Raw genomic sequence first — 15,260 nt, 5'->3', positions numbered from 1 at the left:
CCTCTGGAAATGAATGTCTTCGTTTCCAGAGGGTTCACTTACATTAAGCAGCCATTCTGCGGCATAAATCTGCACAGCTTAGGCAGGCTTCTGCACATACCTGGCAATGGTCCATATCATGCTTTTTGCATTCCTGTCCGCAGGCCTCGCAAATAGCTGCGCATAGTTTGCAGATATCCTTTGCAAAAGGGCTGTTGGATTGCATAGACTTTGCGGCAAAGGCGCAAATATCTGCACATTCACGATCCAGTCTGATGCACTCGCTCATCATCTTCACATCATCTTCTCTCAAGCATGCGTCAAAGCACATATTGCATGCATCCATGCAGGCAAGGCAGGCATCAATGCAATCTTGGTACATATTCTCCTTCATGCTTTATCCTCCTCTGTAGCTTTTATCCATTTGTTCTATTCCCTGATGAAATTTCATTAAACAAAACCATTGACCTTCACGTAGCGTCAGGCTGTACGATGAAGGAAAGGGAGGTGGTTAAAGGTGTATAGAATTAAGGAATTAGCTGATATGTCCGGCATCAGCATTCGCACCCTCCATTACTATGATGAAATTAATCTTCTAAAACCGAGCCAGCTGGAAGACAACGGATACCGTCTGTACAATGAACAGGATGCCGCCCGCCTTCAGCAAATTCTATTCCTAAAGGAACTGGACTTTCCGCTCAGCAAGATAAAAAGGATTCTTGATGATCCTCAATTCAATGAAGAGGAGGCCTTGCGGATGCACAGGAAAATCCTCATTGAAAAACGAGACCGCTTGATGCGTATTATTCAATCGGTAGATGAAACAATTGAAGCGATTAAAGGAGGAAAAGAGATGGATTCAAATAAACGGTTAAAGCCATTTGACCGAAGCAAGCTCGACCAATTCCAGAAGCAATATGAGCAAGAGGTTAAAGAAAAGTATGGTCAAACAGAGGCCTATGAACAATCAGAGAAAAAGCGAAAATCGTATAAGGACGATGATTTTGCACGAATCGAGCAAGAACGAACTGCCATCTTTGAGAGAATTGCGGCCGTCATGGACCGGAAGCCAGAGGAGGATGCCGTGCAGGAGCTTATCCATGAGTGGCGCATGCATATTACACGGTACCATTATAATTGCACAATAGAGATTTTCCGTGGACTCGGGGATATGTACACAGCCGATGAACGCTTTAAGGAAAACCTCGACAAAATTAAGAACGGACTCGCAGACTATATGAGCGAAGCCATTCGTATATACGGAAGCCGTCATAATGAATGAGAAGGAGAGCGCTGAAAGGCGCTTTTTTTATTGGGGTAAATTTTTTGCTATTTTTGCAGAAAATAAAAACATATTATTTTCAAGAATAAAATGTTGAAGTTTACCAATAATCCTGTATAATAATCAAGGTCAAAAGTAAACTAAAAGTTTGATGACAATAAACTTTCTCTATCACAGGTTTACTAATAATAAACCGATTTGAGGTTATAGAATGTTACAAGCGATTGGAAGCAAAATAAAAAACTTACGATTAAAAAAGGGGCTCACACAGGAAGAACTAGGTGAGAGGACGGACTTAAGCAAAGGCTATATATCACAGCTGGAGCGAGGACTCAGCTCCCCGTCAATTGAGACCTTCTTTGATATTTTGGAGGTTCTTGGGTGCACGCCAAAGCAATTCTTTGATGAAGAGGAAAGAATCCAGAAGGTCGTCTACGGAGAAGGAGACACGACAGATTTCGTTGATGAAGAGCGCGGTTATCAAATTCAATGGCTTGTCCCTGAATCCAACGAGAAGGAAATGGAGCCCATTCTTTTGACTCTGCAGGAAAAGGGCGAGTTCAAGAAGTTCGAGCCATCCCTGTCTGAAACATTTGCGTATGTATTAAAAGGAAGAATCATGATAACTCTGGGCAAGAAAGAATACTATGCCAAGGCTGGGGAAGCAATCTATTTCAGCGCGACAGAAGATCATCAAATCGTGAATGATCATGCTGGAGAGAGCGAATTATTGCTTGTAGCGACGGAGTCTTATCTGTAATTAATCGTCCATAGAAGGAGTAATGACCATGACTAATCAACCCATTATTCGTTTTGAGAACGTCACCAAGCAATATGATGACGATCCAGCCGTATTGAAGAATGTTAGCTTCGAGATTGAACGCGGGAAATTCTACACGCTTCTCGGTCCGTCCGGCTGTGGTAAAACGACTATCCTCCGTCTGATTGCTGGCTTCATGCAGCCATCAGAAGGAAATATTTATTTCGATGGAAAACGGATTAACGATGTTCCTGCCAATGAACGCCAAGTGAACACGGTCTTCCAGGACTATGCGTTATTCCCTCATTTGAACGTATTTGAAAACGTCGCCTTCGGTCTGCGTATCAAAAAGATGAAGGGTGCGGAGGTAGCAAAAAAGGTAACCGAGGCTCTGCGTTTCGTGAACTTAGCCGGTTATGAAAACCGTGAAATCAAAGAAATGTCCGGCGGTCAGCGCCAGCGTGTTGCTATCGCGCGTGCGATTGTGAATGAGCCGGAAATTATCCTTCTTGATGAACCGCTATCCGCCCTTGACTTGAAGCTTCGCACAGAAATGCAATATGAGCTCCGCGAGCTGCAGCGCCGCCTTGGTATTACCTTTATCTTCGTCACACATGACCAAGAAGAGGCACTTGCCATGAGTGATGAGATCTTTGTTCTGAACAAAGGGCGCATCGAACAAAGCGGAACACCAACAGATATTTATGACGAGCCGGTCAACCGCTTCGTTGCTGATTTCATCGGGGAATCTAATATCGTACCAGGTAAGATGATTGCGGACTTCAAGGTCAAATTTGGCGAAAAGGAATTTGACTGTGTCGACCAAGGCTTTAGACCAAACGAAACAGTGGAAGTTGTTATTCGTCCAGAGGACCTTGAGATTACATCCCGTGAGAAAGGGAAACTGCAAGTGCGCGTTGATTCTCAGTTGTTCCGCGGTGTCCACTACGAGATTTGCTGTTTTGATGAGGCAGGCAATGAATGGCTCGTTCACTCCACGAGAAAAGCGATTGTGGGAGATGAGATTGGCTTGAATTTCGATGAGGAAGCGATCCATGTCATGCTGCCGGGGGAAACGGAAGAAGAATTCGATAAACGTCTAGAAGCGTATGATGAGGCCGGCCATGAAGAATAGAGCCAAAACCTTATATCTCATCCCATACACACTTTGGATTGCGCTATTTGTCGTCTTCCCAATCCTTTTGGTTGTTTATTATTCCTTCATCGGCATTGATGGCGGATTCACGCTTCAGAACTATGCGAAGTTCTTTACGCCGGTATACTTAAGAATGACACTTAGCTCATTCTGGTACGCCTTTATTGTAACGGCACTCGCTTTATTGATTGCCTATCCAACGGCATTATTACTGACAAAAACAAAGCATAAGCAATTATGGCTTCTATTAATTATTTTACCGACTTGGATCAATTTGCTTTTAAAAGCATATGCCTTTATTGGCATATTCGGCACTTACGGTGCTGCCAACGCCTTCTTGGAGGTGCTCGGCATTGGAACGCAACAAATCCTGTTCACGGATTTCAGCTTTATCTTTGTTGCCACTTATATCTTTATCCCGTTCATGCTTCTGCCAATCTATAATGCGCTTGAAGAAATGAACCAATCCTATGTTGATGCGGCAAGAGACCTTGGAGCATCCAAATGGGTGACCTTCCGACGCGTCATCCTTCCGCTAACGATTGACGGGGTTAAATCAGGGGCACAAGCCGTCTTCATTCCTGCCTTGTCACTCTTCATGATCACACGACTGATTGCGGGTAACCGTGTCATCACACTTGGTACCGCGATTGAACAGCATTTCCTCGTCACCCAGGACTGGGGAATGGGTGCAACGATTGCCGTGTTCTTGATTATTGCCATGGTGTTAATTATGATCCTGACAGGCAGAAGAAAGTGAGGGATGGGAAATGAAGAAATTTAAACTATCAAATCTATACTTAATTCTTGTGTTTGCCATCCTGTATGCGCCAATCTTCTATTTAATGTTTTACTCCTTTAATGCGGGTGGAACGATGCATAATTTTGATGGATTCACACTTGACTGGTATAAGGAAGTTTTCGCTGATACAAGGCTTTTAATTATTGTTTTAAATACTCTGGTCATTGCTTTATTATCTGCCTTGATCTCCACCGTTCTAGGTGTGTTTGGCGCTTTGGCCATCCATGAAGTGAGGAAAAGAAGAACAAAAAATACGCTGTTATCATTAAACAACGTACTTATAGTCAGCCCTGATGTTATCATCGGTGCCTCTTTCCTTATTATGTTCACGATTATCGGTATCAAGCTTGGCTTCGTATCCGTGCTTCTGTCACATATTGCTTTCAGTGTGCCAATCGTCGTCATCATGGTGCTGCCAAAGCTGCAGGAAATGAGCCCGACCTTAATCGATGCTGCACGCGACCTTGGGGCAAGCCAATGGAATGTACTCACGAAGGTCATTCTGCCATTCATCACACCGGGAATCTTTGCCGGGTTCTTCATGGCATTGACCTACTCGCTCGATGATTTCGCCGTTACCTTCTTCGTAACAGGAAACGGCTTCAGTACCTTATCAGTCGAGATTTACTCTATGGCACGCCAAGGAATCTCGTTGACCATCAATGCCTTGAGTACATTGCTATTCCTGTTCACAATCCTATTGGTCATCGGGTATTACTTCATTACCAAACGCAGCGGTAGGCCACAAAAAATGGGGGTTAGAGAATGAGTAAATTAACCCGCTCACTTATCATCATCCTGGTCGTATCCTTCGGTCTTCTTTATTTAATCAATCGATTGAATAGTGCAGAAGGATACTCAGGTGACAATACATTGACCGTCTACAACTGGGGAGACTATATCGACCCGGATTTAATTGATAAATTTGAAGAAGAAACAGGTATCAAGGTCATCTATCAAACCTTTGATTCTAATGAAGCGATGATGACAAAAATCGAACAAGGCGGAACAAGCTATGATATCGCTGTTCCATCTGAATACGCCATCAGTAAGATGAAGGAAGAAGGCCTGCTCCATGAGCTTGACCATGACAAGCTGACAAACCTTCCATACATTGACGATCGATTTTTGAATCTATCCTTTGATGAAGATAATAAATACTCGATTCCTTACTTCTGGGGAACAGTCGGAATCGCCTATAATACAAAAATGCTCCCTGACATGAAATTCACCAGCTGGAACGACCTTTGGAGCGAAGAACTCGAAAATCAAATCCTCCTCGTAGACGGCGCCCGCGAAGTTATGGGAATGGGCTTAAACAGCCTGCATTACTCGCTCAACGACACAAATAAAGACCATCTCGTAGAAGCGAAAAACAAACTCGACACCCTGACACCAAATATCAAAGCCATCGTCGGGGATGAAATCAAAATGCTGCTTGCCCAAGAAGAAGCAGCCGTTGGTCTCGTCTGGTCAGGCGACGCCGCCGACATCATGTGGGAAAACGAAAACATCGACTACGTCGTCCCAGAAGAAGGATCTAACCTCTGGTTCGACAACATGGTCATCCCAAAAACAGCCACAAACATAGACGGGGCACACCAATTCATCAACTTCATGCTTGACCCTGAAAACGCCGCCCAAAACGCAGACTACGTCGGCTACTCAACGCCGAACACCGCTGCTTTGGACATCCTTGGCGAAGAAGTCTCAAGCGATGAACGCTTCTACCCATCCGAGGAACTAACCTCAAGACTCGAGGTCTACAACAACCTCGGAAAGAAAATGCTCGCCTACTATAACGAGCTATTCCTGGAATTTAAGATGCATAAGAAATAGGATGGATGAAAACCGGAGCCTTTGGGCTCCGGTTTTTATGTGTTTTTTGGAGGAAATGGGGATAGGGTGGGCGAATGAAAATAGGGTGATGAATTATTTTGAAGGGAGGATGAAAATTGGCTAAACAACGCACATGGGTGAGCGGTGCCACCTACCATATCACCAATCGAGGAGTGAGAAAAGAGAGTATCTTCTACAATGACCTTGATAAGCATATGTTTATACTCATACTTTCTGAAGTACGCTACAAATACCCCTTTAAACTCCACGCATATTGCCTCATGAACAATCACTTCCATCTACTCATTGAATCGAAGGAAATTACCCCAAGCAGAATCATGCAAATCATCCAGCAAAGATATTCTCGTTACTTCAATCGAACGTACCAAAAAGAAGGACATGTCTTCCAATCCCGTTTCTTTGCCTCAAAGATCCACGATAATGATCACCTGCTTAATGTCAGCAGGTATATTCATCTAAACCCGGTTGCCGCCGGTCTAGCAAATAAACCGAGTGACTATTTATGGAGCAGCTATAACACCTTCATCAAACACTCACCAAGAACAGATCCCCTTGTAGAAACAGCAACAACCTTCTCCTGCTATACCCAAAACCCGCGGGAAATGTATAAAAAGTATGTGGAAAAGTAGTAGCATGAGAGAAAGCAGAGGTTATGGCCTCTGTTTTTTTTGTATGAGAGAATGTGATTCATTTTTAGATGAGTTGTCTGGAGATGTTTCACCCTTTGCCCACCCAAAGCCCAGGCAAAGGGGGTGAAGGGTGGTCGAAGGGTGGGCATCGTCAGAGAAAGCCCACCCAAAGCCCAGGCAAAGGGGGTGAAGGGTGGTCGAAGGGTGGGCATCGTCAGAGAAAGCCCACCCAAAGCCCAGGCAAAGAGGGTAAAGGGTGGTCGAAGGGTGGGCATCGTCAGAGAAAGCCCACCCAAAGCCCAGGCAAAGGGGGTGAAGGGTGGTCGAAGGGTGGGTATCGTCAGAGAAAGCCCACCCAAAGCCCAGGCAAAGGGGGTGAAGGGTGGTCGAAGGGTGGGTATCGTCAGAGAAAGCCCACCCAAAGCCCACACAAAGAGGGTAAAGGGTGGGCACAAGTATTGCCACCACCCTTTCATCACCCACCCACACACAACAAAAAAACACCCCCAAAAACCTGGGGGTGCCTTCCTTCCTTCCTCAAAACTGGCTGCTGAAAAATTCTCGTGTCCGCTCCTCCTGCGGGTTGTCGAAGATTTGCTCGGGTGTGCCGCGTTCGAGGATGTTTCCTTCGTGCATGAAGAAGATCCAGTCGGCGACTTCGCGGGCGAAGGACATTTCATGGGTGACGATGATCATGGTCATGCCTTCTTCGGCGAGTTCTTTCATGGTGAGCAGTACTTCTCCGACGAGCTCTGGGTCGAGGGCGGAGGTGGGCTCATCGAAGAGCATAATGTCAGGTTTCATGGCGAGTGCCCTGGCGATGGCGACACGCTGTTTCTGGCCGCCGGATAGTTTGCTTGGGTAGACGTCGGCTTTGTCTTCTAGCCCAACTTTTTTCAAGAGTGCCTTGGCTTCTTGTTTAGCGGTTTTCTTTGGTACCTTCTTCACTTGGACCGGTGCTTCGATGACGTTTTCGAGTACGGTCATGTGCGGGAAGAGGTTGAAGTGCTGGAAGACCATGCCGATTTTTTGGCGGACTTCATTGATGTTGTGGGTGGTGGTTTCGATTTGTTCCCCTTCGATGATGATTTTGCCGCTGTTCTTTTTTTCGAGATAGTTGATGCAGCGAAGCAGGGTGCTTTTGCCGGATCCGCTGGAGCCGACGAGGCAGACAACGTCGCTTTCGTGGATGGTCATGTCTATATTTTTTAGGACGTGAAGGTCCCCGAATGATTTGTTTAGGTTTTCAATTTTGATCATTTCTCGTGCCATGTTTTATTCCCCCTTACTGGTCGCTAATGGACATTTTCTTTTCTAGTGCGCGCAGGCCGAGTGTGAGAATGGCGACTAGGATTAGGTAGTAGACGGCGACGATGAGCAGGTAGTTCATCTCGTCGAAGTTGTTGGACCCGAGTGTGGTGGCAACGTTGAATAGTTCGTTCAACGAGATAAAGGCTGCCAAGGAGGAGTCCTTTAAGCCGATGATGAATTGGTTGCCAAGCGGCGGCAGGGCTCTGCGCAGCGCCTGCGGGAAGATAATTCGACGCATGGCGAGTCCGCGGGTCATTCCGAGTGAGCGGCCGGCTTCCATTTGGCCTCTGTCGATGGATTGAATCGTTCCGCGGAAGATTTCTGCAATATAGGCACCGTTATGGAAGGCGAGTGCAAGTGAGGCAGCCCAGAAATCCGGTATGAGGAAGATGCCGCTGAATCCAAAGTACAGGATGAAGATTTGTACGATGAGCGGTGTACCGCGAACAAGGTAAATATAAGCATCAGAGACGTAGCCAAGAATTTTGATGCGAGATATCTTTAATAGGGCAACGACTAAACCGATAATGATTCCGATTAGGATAGAGACAACTGTTAATTCAAGCGTTAAAATCATGGCATCGAAAAAGACGCCGCGTGTATCAATTAATGTGTTAAAAAAATGCGAGAAACTCGGCAATCGAAACAACTTCCTTTCTATCTATTATTCTGGTTTTGTTGTAATATCTTCTCCAAAGTATTTCATGCTGATTTCCTTTAAGGTACCGTCTTCGCGGAGTGAATCAAGGGCATTATTGACTTCCTCGAGCAAAATGGGATTATCCTTTGGAATGACGACTGCCTGTTCGCTTCGTTCAATCAGCTGCTGGCCGATAATTTCGAAGCCTTCTTTGGCAGCGGTTGCTCCTGTGACAAAGTCGGTGATGACAGCATCATGGCGCCCGTTACTGAGTGCCTTTAAAGCGGTTATGTCACTGTCATACATTTTTATGTTGGATGTATATTGGCTTGCGGTATCTGCATATGTAGATCCTTTGGCAACAGCTACTTCTCTTTCTTTTAAGTCTTCAACCGTTTTAATTTTGCTGTCCGGCCGGGTGAATATTTGGGGACCTGAGTAATAGTAGGGGGTGGAGAATAAGACATGCTTGGCTCGTGCGTCATTGATGGTGTGGCTGGCTACCGCAACATCGGCGCGGCCGGTTTTGACTCCTTCTACGATTCCCTTAAATTTCATTTGTTTCTGGACAGGCTCGAGGCCAAGCTCTTTGGCAATGGCTGCTCCGACTTCAATGTCAAAGCCTGTCATGGTCATATCGTCATTCATATAGCTGAATGGCCGGAATTCGCCAGAAGCCGTATAAATGAATTTGCCTTCTTCAATTAGTTCAGCGCCGCTTTCCATTTTGTCCTTTTCAGCACAGGCTGATAGGATACCGGCGCAGATGATGAGGATGGCAAGTGACATGGATCTCATTTTCATATGATAGAATCTCCTTTCGACAAAATGGCATATCATCTTTTACCCTAATACAGACACTCAATAACCATTTATTTCATTTTTATCCTATAAACAGGTAAAAGGATGGAGTTTATTGCTTGAGAAAATGGGAATGAATGCGTACAATGACATTCAATTAGATAAGGAATCGTTTTTCGGGTATAATCTTCTAAAGGAGTGAAACGGATGGAATATAATGACCAGGTTAAGAACCGTGTGAAGCGGATGGAAGGCCAGCTTCGCGGTATTTTAAAAATGATGGAAGAGGGCAAGGATTGTAAGAATGTCGTGACTCAATTGTCGGCTGTTCGTTCAGCTGTGGATCGAACAATCGGGGTGATTGTGAGTGAGAATCTTGTGGAATGTGTGAAGACAGCTGAGGGAAAAGAGCAGGAAGCCTTAGTGAATGAAGCCGTCAGTTTATTGGTGAAGAGCCGATAGTTCAATGATTGGCTTTTTTTAAGCTTATTTGTTATACCTAGAGGGGTAAAGAGATTTCGGGAGGAATGAAGAACGTGAAAACAATTGATCCACAAGAAGTGCAGTCTCGTCTTGAAGCAGGAGAGCAGCTGAATATCATTGACGTGCGTGAAGCGGATGAGGTGGCAGGAGGCAAGATTCCAGAGGCCTTGCATATTCCATTGGGGCTTGTTGAGTTTCGAATGAATGAATTGGATAAGAATAAAGAGTATTTCGTTGTGTGCCATGCAGGCGGACGAAGTGCCCGTGCTGTACAGTTTTTAGAGTCATATGGATATGATGTTACGAACATAAATGGCGGCATGCTTGCATGGGAAGGCGAAACAGAATAAAGCTGAAGAAGGCGGCAAATCGATGCCGCCTTCTTTTTTATCCAGCTTTCTTAATCTCGATATAAAGGATATGATATTCTTCGGCTTCTGTGATGGTGAAGATATAGCCTTCTTCCTCAATAGAATCACCGATAATCACGTCCATCTTACGGGTTAAGTACCAGCCCCCGATAGTGTCTATATCAGGGTTGTCGATATGAATGCCGAGCAGGTCATTCACCTCAGATAATAGCAATTTAGAATCAACAATATAATGGTTATCGCCTAGTTTCCGTATTTCCGGAAGCTCGTCATCATCAAATTCATCACGAATCTCACCGACGATTTCCTCAAGGATATCTTCTACTGTGACAAGTCCGGAGGTTCCGCCGTATTCATCGAGCAAGACCGCCATATGGGTTTGTTCTTTTTGCATCCTTACGAGCAGGTCATGAATAGGCACCGATTCAATGACTGTAATGATTGGCTTGATAAAGGGCTCGATGGGCATATCCATCTTCATGCCGGAACGAAGGCAGGCCGTCATAAGCTCCTTCGTGTTAATTAAGCCGATGATGGAGTCTTTGTCTCCATCTGCAACTGGAAAACGGGTGTATTGCAGGTCATAGAGCTCCTCAAGAATATCCTCAAGCTTATCATCCTTCTGGAAGACATGGATTTCAGTACGCGGTACCATGATCTCCCTTGCGAGACGCTCATCAAATTCAAAGATATTGTTTACATATTTATATTCAGATTGATTGATTTCGCCTTTTTGGTAGCTGTCGCTTAAGATCATGCGCAGTTCTTCCTCGGAGTGAGCAATATCTCCCTCAGATGAAGGCTTGATGCCAATCAGCCCAGTAATGAAACGTGCAGAGTGGTTCAGTGCCCATATGATTGGGAAGGTAATCCGGTAGAACATGATCAATGGTCCAGAGAAGTTTACGGTAATAGCTTCTGCCTTTTGGATGGCCACAGATTTAGGCGCTAGCTCCCCAACAACCACATGCAGGAATGTGATTAGCGAGAAGGCAATCACGAATGAAATCAAGGATGCTGCGGATTCCGGAATATGCAGTTTAACGAATAATGGATCAATAAGCGCTTTTACAGTCGGCTCACCTAACCACCCGATACCGAGAGAGGTGATGGTAATGCCGAGTTGTGTAGCGGATAAATATTCATCTAAATGAGTGATGACTCGTTTAGCATTAATCGCTTTTTTGTTGCCTTCCTCGATTAGTTGATTGATTCTCGTCGCGCGCACTTTGACAATGGCAAATTCGGATGCTACGAAGAACATAGTGCTCGCAAGCAGGATGAATAGTGCGATTAATTTAGCTGTGTACATTAGTCCTCTTCATCCCTGTATTAGGAGGATGAAGATTCACCGCCTTTCTGATAAAACCTCTATAATCATTTTACCATTCGTGCCAAACTTAAACACAATATAGAAAGATGGATAAAATCACCTATTGATAGAATCTCTCATGACAAGGGCTTCCATTTTATGATACCCTGATAATAAGAAATAGCCGTGAATGGTGGGCATTCACGGCTATTGAAGAATCCACATCCTGTCAGAGGACAGGGAAATAGGCCTCTATTTACACAGGGGGCCTATTTTTTTATCGTGATAATGCTGAGCAGCAGAGTAGCAAAGCCAAAAGTGACCATCAAGGTTTCAAAGACTGTCAAAATGTATCACCCCCATTCTGTGGGAGATTGTCTTCATCGTGGATGTGGTCTTGTTTGTCCATTATAGCAAACAATCGAACAAATAAGAACATACGTTCGTTAATTTAACCAAAAAATGACTTTTGACATGCAATGTAAGCATTTAATATCTCGTTGGAGAAGCGGCAGTAAAGTTTCGTCACCTCCATGGAATCAGCAGAAAAAAGGCATCCGGTTTAACCGAATACCTTTTTGGCTGTATATAGATGACTCATGTGTGCACAGGCTTTTCTGCGAGCAGAATACCATCATCATCTGCATAAACGTACTGGCCAGGAATCCAATCTACTTCCCCAAAGGAGAGAGGGATATCTTTCGTTCCCTCGCCGCGTTTCTTGCTTTTGAAGGGGCATGTCCCGATTGCTTTGATACCGACCGGAATGGTCGCTAATTCAGCGGAGTCACGGACACAGCCGTTAATGATGATTCCATTTATTTGGCGGTCCCGGGCGATGCCGGCTAAAAGGTCACCAAGCAGGGCGCAATTTCTTGAGCCGGCCCCATCAACGACAAGAACAGTTCCAGGCTCAATCGTTTGCAGGCTTTCCTTCACTAAAGAATTATCCTCAAATACATCTACGGTTTGGATATAGCCATGGAACTCTCTCTTTCCTCCATATGAGGATAAGTCCATTCGGCATAGTTTAAGTTGATCAGCGTAGTCATCACATAAATCTGCGGTTTTCATCTATTTCCACCCCTCTGTTCAGAAAAATCAGTTTATTTTACAATTATAGTCAAAATGATACAGGCCTGCCAGAACAATGGTTTTGTTCCCATGCAAAAATGGGAAAATAAAGGGGGATAGAATACGGAAAAAATGAGGGGAAGATGATGGATATGTATAACCGTGCACTGTTCATTTACAATCAAACGGCTGGACAGGCAGATACAGAGAAAGCACTGGCAGCTGTCTTGCCAGTTATAAGTGTGCATGTTAAACAATTAGAGGTCATACAGACAGAGCGTGAGGGAGAGACAACAGAACTATGCAGGAAATGGGGAGAGAAAGCTGACCTGATTATTATACTAGGCGGGGATGGCACCGTTCATGAGGCCATCAATGGTGTAGCAGAATTGGACAAGAGACCGGTTTTAGGGATACTACCTGGGGGTACATGCAATGATTTCAGCCGGATGCTTAGCATGCCGCAAAATCTTGCAAAGGCCGCTAAGAGCCTTATGGAGGGCAAGACACAGCTTTTAGATGTTGGGAAGGTTAATAACCACTATTTCTTGAACTTTTGGGGAGTCGGTCTTGTAGCAGCTACCTCAACGAATATAGATGATACTCAAAAGAAGGTAATCGGAAAACTGAGTTATTTCCTCAGTGCCTTGAAGACAGTGCAAATGACAGAGCCATTTCGATACACTCTTCGAGGGGATGATCATGAATTGGAGGGAGAGGCCGTAATGATTCTTGTCATGAACGGTCGGTATATAGGCACAAATTCAATCCCTTTTCCGAATATGAAGGTGGATGACGGTCTATTTGATGTGCTGATTGTTAAGGATTCCTCCTTTGGTGCCTTCATAGAAGTATTCAATCTGGAAGAGCTGCCGCCAAACGAGAAGGAAGCACAAGGGAATTTGCAGCATTTCCAAACATCATCGCTTTCTGTGAAGACGACACCGGTTCTAGCGGCAGACACAGATGGGGAAATATATTCTGAGACACCAGCTGAATTGACTGTTCTCCATAAACATATTGAAATGATTGTCGGCGCCTAGATGAAGCTCATGTCTTCCATCAAGTAGTATAATAGAGAAAAACGATGAAATGAGAGTGGGGCCATGAATAGTTTGATCGATCAAACGCCTTTCCCAAGGACGAGGGACCAACTGCGAAAAGATTTGCGTGAGCTTGGGGTAGATGCGGGCATGACCTTGCTGGTTCATAGCTCACTATCCTCCATTGGGTGGGTTAATGGGGGAGCCGTCGCACTTATCCAGGCGATAATGGATGCTGTGACAGAAGAGGGCACAATTATCATGCCGACTCAATCAGCTGATTTATCAGACCCGGCGGAGTGGCTGCTGCCACCTATTCCGTGGGAATGGTGGGAGACGGTTCGCAGTACGATGCCTGCCTATGATCCCGATGTTACACCGACCCGCGGGATGGGCAAGGTTCCAGAGCTGTTCAGAACCTTCAAGGGTGTCAAAAGAAGCAGTCATCCGCAGGTATCCTTTGCCGGCTGGGGGGCTAGGAAGGAAGAAATCCTGTCCGCCCACAGTCTTGAATATGGGCTTGGGGAGCAGTCACCGCTAAGGAAAATGTATGATTTAGATGCCTATGTCCTGTTTATTGGGACAACCTATGAAACGAATACATGCTTTCATCTGGCAGAGTACAGGGCCGGAAATCGAGCGGAAATTATGAAAGGAGCGCCAATCATAATAGACGGTGTCAGGAAGTGGGTGGAATTTCACGACCTGGATTATGATGATACCGACTTTGACGAGATTGGCGTGGAGTTTGAGAGGGAACATAAGATTATGCGCGGCAAGATTGGCAGTGCTCATTCCCGCTTATTCTCGATGAGAGAAGCAGTCGATTTCGCGGAGAAATGGATGAAGCATTCTACAAGATAAAAAATGCGGCTGGGATATAAGTATTTCAGCCAATGATAAACCCGAAGGATTAGACGATAAAGGTATCTATCGTCTAATCCTTCGGGTCTTTATTTGTTGTTTTCCATGCATTAGTTGATTGTGGCTTTCCATTATTAGTGACTAGTGGAACGAACTTGTCTTTCCAACTGCTATTTAACAGGAAGAATAATTAATTAGGTTTTGTCTCAGCTCGTTTTCGTAGTCATTATTTAACATGCTGCATATCGTTTTCAAAAATTAAGTTCAATTGGCCGTTTTCTACCTCTACTTTAGCTAGGCTTGTATTGCCGGGAGGTGTGGCTTTAAAGACATCAGAGAGCGGGATGTCCTTGATATACGTCATCAGAACACGAAGGAAGATGGAATGGGTAACGATAAGGATGGTTCCTTCTTTGTTCTCCTCAATAATGCGTTCAAATGCTTGAACAGCTCTTTTTCTAACATGTTCAAAGGTTTCGCCGGAATTGCGGTCATAAAGATGCGGTTTTTCCCAGAATGTCTTGAAATCCTCTGGGTATTCAGCCTCCACCTCTTCACGGATACGGCCGTCCCAATCTCCGAAGTTCATTTCGCGCAAATCATCCATTTGAATGAGACTGATTTCACGGTCGCCAATAATATATTGGGCTGTCTCATATGCTCGTTTTGAGGAGCTGCTATACACTTTATCAATAGTGGTGTCAGCTAAGCGATTGCCAAGTGCTTTCGCATCCCTGATGCCCTTCTCCGTTAATTCTCCATTGCCCCAGCCTTGCATGCGGCGGTTTACGTTCCATTCGGTTAGTCCATGTCTTGTTAGATATATTGTAAGCAAAGCACATGTCTCCTTTTTTATTGTAGATACTGTTTATTATATCCCACAATAATGATGG

Annotated in this window: 19 protein-coding genes; 11 read left to right on the top strand and 8 right to left on the bottom strand. The window is 44.9% G+C overall.

The window, feature by feature from the left end; all coding sequences use genetic code 11:
- Positions 1-43 precede the first annotated feature (43 nt).
- Positions 44-373: a four-helix bundle copper-binding protein gene (locus AC622_RS19050; RefSeq protein ID WP_049672475.1), complete on the bottom strand. Its 330-nt coding sequence runs from the start codon at positions 371-373 to the stop codon at positions 44-46.
- Between the two features lie 123 nt (positions 374-496).
- On the opposite strand from AC622_RS19050, the gene AC622_RS19045 reads away from it, so the two are divergent.
- The 7 genes from AC622_RS19045 (at position 497) to AC622_RS19015 (ending at position 6,468) form a co-directional block, all read left to right on the top strand.
- Entirely contained in the window at positions 497-1,261 is a 765-nt protein-coding gene (locus tag AC622_RS19045; RefSeq protein ID WP_082197217.1) for a MerR family transcriptional regulator, read from the top strand.
- Positions 1,262-1,472: 211 nt separating this feature from the next.
- Entirely contained in the window at positions 1,473-2,021 is a 549-nt protein-coding gene (locus tag AC622_RS19040; RefSeq protein ID WP_049672474.1) for a helix-turn-helix domain-containing protein, read from the top strand.
- A gap of 28 nt (positions 2,022-2,049) precedes the next feature.
- The gene (locus AC622_RS19035; RefSeq protein WP_049672473.1) at positions 2,050-3,156 is read left to right on the top strand and encodes an ABC transporter ATP-binding protein; all 1,107 of its coding nucleotides are present in this window, start codon (positions 2,050-2,052) and stop codon (positions 3,154-3,156) included.
- The gene (locus tag AC622_RS19030) at positions 3,146-3,937 is read left to right on the top strand and encodes an ABC transporter permease (protein ID WP_049672472.1); all 792 of its coding nucleotides are present in this window, start codon (positions 3,146-3,148) and stop codon (positions 3,935-3,937) included. The genes AC622_RS19035 and AC622_RS19030 overlap by 11 nt, the downstream gene beginning before the upstream one ends.
- 10 nt (positions 3,938-3,947) lie before the next feature.
- On the top strand, positions 3,948-4,748 hold the full coding sequence (locus AC622_RS19025; RefSeq protein ID WP_049672471.1) for an ABC transporter permease: 801 nt from the start codon (positions 3,948-3,950) through the stop codon (positions 4,746-4,748).
- Positions 4,745-5,818 carry an ABC transporter substrate-binding protein gene (locus AC622_RS19020; protein WP_049672470.1) on the top strand — a complete coding sequence of 358 codons (1,074 nt, stop codon included), beginning with the start codon at positions 4,745-4,747 and terminating at the stop codon, positions 5,816-5,818. The genes AC622_RS19025 and AC622_RS19020 overlap by 4 nt, the downstream gene beginning before the upstream one ends.
- Positions 5,819-5,934: 116 nt before the next feature.
- The gene (locus AC622_RS19015; protein WP_049672469.1) at positions 5,935-6,468 is read left to right on the top strand and encodes an REP-associated tyrosine transposase; all 534 of its coding nucleotides are present in this window, start codon (positions 5,935-5,937) and stop codon (positions 6,466-6,468) included.
- Positions 6,469-7,005: 537 nt separating this feature from the next.
- Here the strand turns inward: AC622_RS19015 and AC622_RS19005 are convergent.
- From AC622_RS19005 to AC622_RS18995, 3 genes are read right to left on the bottom strand one after another with little or no spacing between them, the layout of a single operon-like run.
- A complete protein-coding gene (locus AC622_RS19005) occupies positions 7,006-7,728 on the bottom strand; it encodes an amino acid ABC transporter ATP-binding protein (protein WP_156185729.1) in 723 nt (240 codons plus the stop codon).
- 25 nt (positions 7,729-7,753) lie between these two features.
- On the bottom strand, positions 7,754-8,419 hold the full coding sequence (locus tag AC622_RS19000; protein ID WP_049672466.1) for an amino acid ABC transporter permease: 666 nt from the start codon (positions 8,417-8,419) through the stop codon (positions 7,754-7,756).
- Between the two features lie 24 nt (positions 8,420-8,443).
- Positions 8,444-9,223 carry a transporter substrate-binding domain-containing protein gene (locus tag AC622_RS18995; RefSeq protein WP_231589560.1) on the bottom strand — a complete coding sequence of 260 codons (780 nt, stop codon included), beginning with the start codon at positions 9,221-9,223 and terminating at the stop codon, positions 8,444-8,446.
- Positions 9,224-9,427: 204 nt separating this feature from the next.
- Here AC622_RS18995 and AC622_RS18990 point away from each other — a divergent pair, with 204 nt between their 5' ends.
- Both AC622_RS18990 and AC622_RS18985 read left to right on the top strand, forming a co-directional pair.
- Complete coding sequence (locus AC622_RS18990) at positions 9,428-9,682, top strand: metal-sensitive transcriptional regulator (protein ID WP_049672465.1); 255 nt, start codon at positions 9,428-9,430, stop codon at positions 9,680-9,682.
- Positions 9,683-9,756: 74 nt separating this feature from the next.
- Entirely contained in the window at positions 9,757-10,053 is a 297-nt protein-coding gene (locus tag AC622_RS18985; RefSeq protein WP_049672464.1) for a rhodanese-like domain-containing protein, read from the top strand.
- Positions 10,054-10,090: 37 nt separating this feature from the next.
- On the opposite strand, the gene AC622_RS18980 is transcribed toward AC622_RS18985, so the two are convergent.
- The 3 genes from AC622_RS18980 to rraA all read right to left on the bottom strand — a co-directional run bounded on the left by AC622_RS18980 (position 10,091) and on the right by rraA (position 12,460).
- Entirely contained in the window at positions 10,091-11,386 is a 1,296-nt protein-coding gene (locus AC622_RS18980) for a hemolysin family protein (protein ID WP_049672463.1), read from the bottom strand.
- A 269-nt stretch (positions 11,387-11,655) separates the two neighbouring features.
- Positions 11,656-11,733, bottom strand: a complete 78-nt coding sequence (locus AC622_RS21715) for a putative holin-like toxin (protein ID WP_439802393.1) — start codon at positions 11,731-11,733, stop codon at positions 11,656-11,658.
- 250 nt (positions 11,734-11,983) lie between these two features.
- Positions 11,984-12,460: a ribonuclease E activity regulator RraA gene (gene rraA, locus AC622_RS18975; protein ID WP_049672462.1), complete on the bottom strand. Its 477-nt coding sequence runs from the start codon at positions 12,458-12,460 to the stop codon at positions 11,984-11,986.
- Between the two features lie 143 nt (positions 12,461-12,603).
- Here rraA and AC622_RS18970 point away from each other — a divergent pair, with 143 nt between their 5' ends.
- Together AC622_RS18970 and AC622_RS18965 are read left to right on the top strand one after the other, a co-directional pair.
- Positions 12,604-13,503, top strand: a complete 900-nt coding sequence (locus tag AC622_RS18970) for a diacylglycerol/lipid kinase family protein (RefSeq protein ID WP_082197216.1) — start codon at positions 12,604-12,606, stop codon at positions 13,501-13,503.
- A 63-nt stretch (positions 13,504-13,566) separates the two neighbouring features.
- Positions 13,567-14,367 (top strand): aminoglycoside N(3)-acetyltransferase, encoded by an 801-nt coding sequence (locus AC622_RS18965; RefSeq protein ID WP_049672460.1) that lies wholly within the window; start codon positions 13,567-13,569, stop codon positions 14,365-14,367.
- Between the two features lie 226 nt (positions 14,368-14,593).
- On the opposite strand, the gene AC622_RS18960 is transcribed toward AC622_RS18965, so the two are convergent.
- Positions 14,594-15,202 (bottom strand): histidine phosphatase family protein, encoded by a 609-nt coding sequence (locus AC622_RS18960; protein WP_197089963.1) that lies wholly within the window; start codon positions 15,200-15,202, stop codon positions 14,594-14,596.
- Positions 15,203-15,260: the final 58 nt, after the last annotated feature.

Origin of the sequence: Bacillus sp. FJAT-27916, from assembly GCF_001183965.1 — a bacterium.
Taxonomy (GTDB): domain Bacteria; phylum Bacillota; class Bacilli; order Bacillales; family Pradoshiaceae; genus Pradoshia.
Note: the sequence above shows the minus strand (reverse complement) of the source record. Positions and strands in the feature narration are given on the sequence as shown.

Coding starts and splice junctions, on each gene's coding strand:
- AC622_RS19050 (WP_049672475.1), bottom strand. CDS start 373: ATGAAGGAGAATATGTACCAAGATTGCATTGATGCCTGCCTTGCCTGC.
- AC622_RS19040 (WP_049672474.1), top strand. CDS start 1,473: ATGTTACAAGCGATTGGAAGCAAAATAAAAAACTTACGATTAAAAAAG.
- AC622_RS19035 (WP_049672473.1), top strand. CDS start 2,050: ATGACTAATCAACCCATTATTCGTTTTGAGAACGTCACCAAGCAATAT.
- AC622_RS19030 (WP_049672472.1), top strand. CDS start 3,146: ATGAAGAATAGAGCCAAAACCTTATATCTCATCCCATACACACTTTGG.
- AC622_RS19025 (WP_049672471.1), top strand. CDS start 3,948: ATGAAGAAATTTAAACTATCAAATCTATACTTAATTCTTGTGTTTGCC.
- AC622_RS19020 (WP_049672470.1), top strand. CDS start 4,745: ATGAGTAAATTAACCCGCTCACTTATCATCATCCTGGTCGTATCCTTC.
- AC622_RS19005 (WP_156185729.1), bottom strand. CDS start 7,728: ATGATCAAAATTGAAAACCTAAACAAATCATTCGGGGACCTTCACGTC.
- AC622_RS18995 (WP_231589560.1), bottom strand. CDS start 9,223: ATGAAAATGAGATCCATGTCACTTGCCATCCTCATCATCTGCGCCGGT.
- AC622_RS18990 (WP_049672465.1), top strand. CDS start 9,428: ATGGAATATAATGACCAGGTTAAGAACCGTGTGAAGCGGATGGAAGGC.
- AC622_RS18980 (WP_049672463.1), bottom strand. CDS start 11,386: ATGTACACAGCTAAATTAATCGCACTATTCATCCTGCTTGCGAGCACT.
- rraA (WP_049672462.1), bottom strand. CDS start 12,460: ATGAAAACCGCAGATTTATGTGATGACTACGCTGATCAACTTAAACTA.
- AC622_RS18970 (WP_082197216.1), top strand. CDS start 12,604: ATGATGGATATGTATAACCGTGCACTGTTCATTTACAATCAAACGGCT.
- AC622_RS18965 (WP_049672460.1), top strand. CDS start 13,567: ATGAATAGTTTGATCGATCAAACGCCTTTCCCAAGGACGAGGGACCAA.